This window comes from Cellulomonas sp. P4_B5_2 (assembly GCF_056402235.1).
Window position 1 is genome coordinate 1 of sequence record NZ_JBFUHU010000242.1, and the last position, 5,772, is coordinate 5,772.

Genomic DNA, 5,772 nt, shown 5'->3' on the forward strand with positions numbered 1-5,772 from the left:
GTGGGGAACGGCTGGCCGTACCAGGCCGCGGCGAGCGCCTCGCTGCCGGCACCGAGAGGCGTGTAGCCGGCGATCGTCTGGATCGCGTCGGGCATCAGGGGCAGGGGCAGCCAGACCCCCGCGAAGAACAGCGAGGCGAAGTACACGGTCATCCCCCACCCGGTGGCAGCGGCGGCGGTCGGTGCCAGTGCCGCGATCACCGCGCCGACCGCGAACGCCGACAGCACGGTGAGCACCAGGGCGAGGAGCAGGACGAGTGGCTGGGCMGGCGCGCTCACGCCCACCACCGTGGCGCCGAGCACGTACATGAGTGCGGCGGCCACCACGAGAGCGCCCAGGTTCACCAGCAACTGCGCGACGAGGATCCGCGACGGCGGCACGGGCGTGGTCGACAACCGCTTGAGCACGCCGCGGGCGCGGTAGCCAGCGACCGTCGTCGGGAAGGTGGACAGGGCCACGGTGGCGACCGCGAGCGCGAGGACGGTCGGGGCGTAGCCGGTGATGCCGTTGATCTGCGACAGGACCGGGTCCTTGTCGTCGAACGGCAGGTCCGCCCACGGCATCACGAGCCCGAGGACGGTGAGCAGGACGGCCGGGAACAGCAGCGCGAAGAACGCCCCCGACGGCTCCCGGACGAACAGCCGGGACTCGACGACGGTCAACCGGGTCAGTGCGGTGGTGCTCATGATCGGACCTCCACGGGAGTCGTGAGTGCTACGAAGGCGTCCTCCAGCGAGCTCTGCTCGAGGCGCAGGTTCTCGGGGCGGATGCCGTGGCGGGCCAGCGCGACGAGGACGTCCTGCACGACGTTGTCGTGGCCGCGGACCTCGAGCTCCCCTCCCCGCTGGGTCATTGCGCCCAGTCCGTCGAGGAGCCCGGGCGGCACCGGCGCGGACGGGCGGAACCGCAGCACCTGCTCGGCTGTCGCCCGCGCCACCAGCTCCGTCGGCGTCCCGGTCGCGACCACCCGGCCGGCGTCGATGAGCGCGATCCGGTCGCACAGCCGCTCGGCCTCCTCCATCAGGTGCGTGACCAGCACGATCGTCACGCCGCGGTCACGGATCCGCTCGACCACCTCCCACGTGTCGCGGCGCGCGTGCGGGTCGAGCCCGGTGGTGAGCTCGTCGAGGATGGCGACCTGCGGGTTGCCGACGAGGGCGAGCGCGACCGAGAGCCGCTGCTTCTGACCCCCCGACAGCTGCTCGAACCGCGCACCGGCCCGGTCGGTCAGCCCGAGCTCGTCGAGCAGCTGCGCCGGGTCCGCGGGGTCCGGGTAGAACGACGCGTACAGGTCGAGGGCCTCGCGGACCACCAGCTTCGGCTGCAGCTGGCTCTCCTGGAGCTGGAGGCCGACGACCTGCCGGAGGCTCTCCCGGTCCTTCTGCGGATCCAGTCCGAGGACTCGGACCGTGCCGGAGTCGGCGTGACGCAGCCCGCCGATGATCTCGACGGTGGTGGTCTTGCCGGCCCCGTTGCGGCCCAGCACGCCGAAGATCTCGCCGCGGTGGACCTCGAGGCTGACGTCGTCCACGGCGACCGTGCCGCCGTAGCGCTTGTGCAGGTGCTCGACCTGGATGACGGGCATGGCGGGCTCCTTCAGGGTGCGGGGTGCCGCGGGAACGGCCGACGGCCGTTCCCGGAACGACGGGTCGTGTCAGGAGGTGCGGTTGGGCACGGCCGCACCGCGCGTGAGGCGGTCGAACGCGACCGCCATGAGGCCCGCGATCAGCAGGGTCACCGCGGCGCCCACGAGGAGCGGCTGGTCGCCGCCGAACCACGCGGACGTCGAGAACGGACCGGCGTCCTGTGCGAGCAGGGCCGAGACCAGCAGGATCGGGCCGGCGGTCAGCGGCAGCGCGAGGGTCCCCCACCAGCCGCCGAGCCGCTGGTAGGACATGCCAACCAGCAGCCCGGACACGTAGGCGACGAGGAACAGCAGCGCAGAGCTGACGAACAGCGTCGCGACGTCGGTGCTGTCGGGCGAGAACCCTTCGACGATCCGCCACTGCCACCCGAACGCGTCGAACACGGCGCGCTCGACGACCAGCAGCCCGGCGAACACGACCCCGTAGACGAGGGCCAGGCCGGAGGCGGCGAGCAGCGACCCGCGCGCGAGGCTGCGCCGGGTCAGCCCGGCCGCGACGTGGACCGGCAGGTAGGCGGCGGTGATCGCGATGAGCACGGAGAACGGGAACCAGATCGCGCCCTGCCGAGCGAACGCCATGACGCTGTTGTTGACCTCGCCCACCTGGTTGATCACCACGAGCGCCCCGGCCACGACGACGATCGCCATGCCCCAGGCCCATGCGGCCAGGTACAGGTTCATCCAGAGCAGCCACGTCGCGGTGGCACGCACGGAGCTGCGGGTCGGGAGACGTGCCGCGTCGATGCTCATCGGGACTCCTCCGTGGTCGGGGCGCCGGCCGGACGGTCGGTCAGGTGGACGAACAGGTCCTGGAGCGCCACGGGTCCGAGCTCAAGCCCGTGCTGCCGGGCCAGGGCCGCGTCGTCGGGCCGCGCGCCGATGAGGGTCGCCTGGGCGGTGCGACCGAGCTGCTGCCGGGCGACCACGTCGCGCCCGACGACGAACGCGGTGACCGCGTCGGCCGGGCCGGTGACCGTCACGCCGCCTGCACGGAGAGTCTCCGCGTCGGACGCGGTCAGCACGGTCCCGCGGTCCAGCACCACGACGTCCTCGAGCAGCCGCTCGATCTCGCCGATCAGGTGGCTGGACAGCACGATCGTGCGCGGGTGCTCCACCCAGTCGGACAGCAGGGCGTCGTAGAACGCGTACCGCGAGGGGGCGTCCATGCCGAGGTGGACCTCGTCGAGCAGGGTCAGCGGGGTTCGGCTGGCCAGCCCGACCACCACACCGAACGCCGACCGCTTCCCCCGCGAGAGGCGGTCGGGCCGGCTGAGCGGGTCGAGCTCGAAGCGGTCCATCAGCGCGTCCGCCAGCTGCCGGGAGAAGAAGGGGCGGCGGTCCCCGAGGAACCGGAGCGTCTCCCTGAGCTTCTGGTCGTTGGCGACATCACCGCTCTCGCGCACCAGGCACGTCCCGGCCAGCACCCGCTCGTTCTCCCACGGGTCCTCCCCGTCGACGAGGACGCTGCCGGAGGTCCGACGGCGGAACGCCGCCAGCACCGACAGCGCAGTCGTCTTGCCCGAGCCGTTGCGGCCGAGCAGCCCGGTGATCACGCCCGGCCGGAGGCTGAACGACACCGCGTCGAGTGCGGTCGTCGAGCCGTAGCGGGCAGTGAGGTCGCGGACCTCGACGCCGAACCCGGTCATCGCTGGTCCCCCGTCGTCAGCCGCGCGACGATCTCGTCCGTCGTGATCCCCAGCACCCGCGCCTGCGCGAGCATCGGCTCGACGACGTCCGCGAAGAACGTGGCCCGGCGCTGCTCGAGCAGACGCTCCCGAGCGCCCTCCGCGACGAACATGCCGATGCCGCGGCGCTTGTAGAGGACGCCCTCGTCGACCAGCTCCGTGAACGCCTTGGCGGCCGTCGCGGGGTTGATCCGGAACGTCGTCGCGTACTGCGTGGTGGACATGACCTGCTCCTCCGCTCCGAGGGCTCCCGACAGGACGTCGGCGCGGATCTGGTCCGCGATCTGCACGTACAGGGGGTCACGACCGTCGAACACGGTGCACCTCCCGCCCGTTCAATGGTTCATTACATGACCAACTAACCACAGAACCCAACGCACGCACAAGAGCCAACGTCTGAGCATCTGGCTGCCAGAGCACCCACTTCCTCGGACGTCCGCAGATCCGGTCGCCGGGACGCCCGACCATGCGGACGCTGCGGTGGGGAGAGAGGGCAACGTCCGCAGGTTCGGTTGCCGGGACGCTCGGATGTGCGGACGCTGCGGGGTGGACGCGGCAACGCCCGCACCCGCGGCGGGGGCGGGCGTTGCCGTGGTGCTGCGTCAGACCGTGGTGAGGCGCTCCGCCGCGACCAGCTCGGCGATCTGGACCGCGTTCAGCGCGGCGCCCTTGCGGAGGTTGTCGTTGCTGATGAACAGCGCGAGACCGCGGCCGCCCTCGACGCCCTCGTCCTGGCGCAGCCGGCCGACGAACGACGGGTCCTGGCCGGCGGCCTGCAGCGGCGTCGGCACGTCGGTCAGCTGGACGCCGGGCGCGGTCGCCAGCAGCTCGGCAGCGCGCTCCGGCGACAGAGCGCGGTCGAACTCGGCGTTGATCGACAGCGAGTGGCCCGTGAACACCGGCACGCGCACGCAGGTGCCGGACACCAGCAGGCCGGGCAGGTCGAGGATCTTGCGCGACTCGTGCCGCAGCTTCTGCTCCTCGTCGGTCTCGAACGAGCCGTCGTCCACCAGGTTCCCGGCCAGCGGGATGACGTCGAACGCGATCGGCGCGACGTACTTGACCGGCGCGGGCAGCGTCACGGCCGACCCGTCGTGCACCAGCGCGAGGGTGTCCTGGGTGACCGCGGCGCGGATCTGGCTGTCCAGCTCGTCGGCCCCCGCGAGGCCCGACCCGGAGACCGCCTGGTACGTCGAGACGACGAGCCTGCGCAGGCCGGCCTCGTCGTGCAGGACCTTGAGCACCGGCATCGCGGCCATCGTGGTGCAGTTCGGGTTGGCGATGATGCCCTTGACGGCCCCCGCGAGCGCACCCGGGTTCACCTCGGACACGATGAGCGGGACCTCGGGGTCGCGACGCCACGCCGACGAGTTGTCGATGACCAGCGCACCAGCCGCGGCGAACCGCGGGGCGTGCACCTTCGAGGCCGCGCCGCCCGCGGAGAACAGGGCCACGTCGATGCCGGACAGGTCCTCGGTCTCGACGTCCTCGACCACGACGTCCGTGCCCTTCCACGGGAGCGTGGTGCCGGCCGAGCGCGCGGACGCGAAGTAGCGGATCGAGTCGACCGGGAAGTCGCGCTCGTCGAGCAGCCGTCGCATGACGCCGCCGACCTGGCCGGTGGCGCCGACCACCGCGATGTTCAGTCCCATGGCCCTACCGTCCCGTCCCGCCGTACACGACGGCCTCGTCTTCCGTGGAGTCCAGCTCGAACGCGGTGTGCACCGCGCGGACCGCCTCGTCGAGCGAGTCCGCGCGGGTCACCACGGAGATCCGGATCTCCGACGTCGAGATCATCTCGATGTTGATGCCGGCGTCCGACAGGGCTGCGAACAGCTTGGCGGAGACACCGGGGTGCGACTTCATGCCGGCGCCGATCAGCGACAGCTTGCCGATCGTGTCGTCGTACTGCAGCGACGCGAAGCCGATGTCGGGCTGGTGCTCGGTCAGCGCGGCCGTGCCGGCGGCACCGTCCGTGGCGGGCAGCGTGAAGGAGATGTCCGTCAGGCCCGTGGAGGCGACCGACACGTTCTGCACGATCATGTCGATGTTCACCCCCGCGCCGGCGACCACCTGGAAGATGCGGGCGGCCTTGCCGGGCACGTCGGGGACGCCGACGACCGTGAYCTTGGCCTCGCTGCGGTCGTGCGCGACGCCGGCGATGATCGGCTGTTCCACAATCTCTCCTTCGGCAGCGGGCTGGTCCGTCACCAGGGTGCCCGTATGAGTGGTGAACGACGAGCGCACGTGGATCGGTACCCCGTACCGCCGGGCGTACTCGACGCAGCGCAGGACCAGCACCTTCGCCCCGCTGGCCGCGAGCTCGAGCATCTCGTCGTAGCTGACCCGGTCGAGCTTGCGGGCGTTCGGCACGATGCGCGGGTCCGCGGTGAACACGCCGTCGACGTCGGTGTAGATCTCGCAGACGTCGGCCTTGAGGGA

At 71.7% G+C, this 5,772-nt stretch carries 7 protein-coding genes; all 7 read right to left on the reverse strand.

The annotated features are described in order from the left end of the window. Positions 1–686 (reverse strand): ABC transporter permease (locus AC1DUQ_RS16235; RefSeq protein ID WP_477074141.1); only part of this gene is annotated, 686 nt, incomplete at its 3' end. Beyond that, complete coding sequence (locus AC1DUQ_RS16240) at positions 683–1,585, reverse strand: ABC transporter ATP-binding protein (RefSeq protein ID WP_477060922.1); 903 nt, start codon at positions 1,583–1,585, stop codon at positions 683–685. The genes AC1DUQ_RS16235 and AC1DUQ_RS16240, both read right to left, overlap by 4 nt. A 69-nt stretch (positions 1,586–1,654) precedes the next feature. Next, the gene (locus AC1DUQ_RS16245) at positions 1,655–2,395 is read right to left on the reverse strand and encodes a hypothetical protein (protein WP_477060921.1); all 741 of its coding nucleotides are present in this window, start codon (positions 2,393–2,395) and stop codon (positions 1,655–1,657) included. Beyond that, a complete protein-coding gene (locus AC1DUQ_RS16250; RefSeq protein ID WP_477060920.1) occupies positions 2,392–3,291 on the reverse strand; it encodes an ATP-binding cassette domain-containing protein in 900 nt (299 codons plus the stop codon). The genes AC1DUQ_RS16245 and AC1DUQ_RS16250 overlap by 4 nt, the downstream gene beginning before the upstream one ends. After that, entirely contained in the window at positions 3,288–3,647 is a 360-nt protein-coding gene (locus AC1DUQ_RS16255) for a GntR family transcriptional regulator (protein ID WP_477060919.1), read from the reverse strand. Before AC1DUQ_RS16255 ends, AC1DUQ_RS16250 begins: the two co-directional genes overlap by 4 nt. A 285-nt stretch (positions 3,648–3,932) precedes the next feature. Beyond that, positions 3,933–4,982 carry an aspartate-semialdehyde dehydrogenase gene (locus AC1DUQ_RS16260; protein WP_477060918.1) on the reverse strand — a complete coding sequence of 350 codons (1,050 nt, stop codon included), beginning with the start codon at positions 4,980–4,982 and terminating at the stop codon, positions 3,933–3,935. A 4-nt stretch (positions 4,983–4,986) separates the two neighbouring features. Further along, positions 4,987–5,772 (reverse strand): aspartate kinase (locus tag AC1DUQ_RS16265; RefSeq protein ID WP_477074142.1); only part of this gene is annotated, 786 nt, incomplete at its 5' end.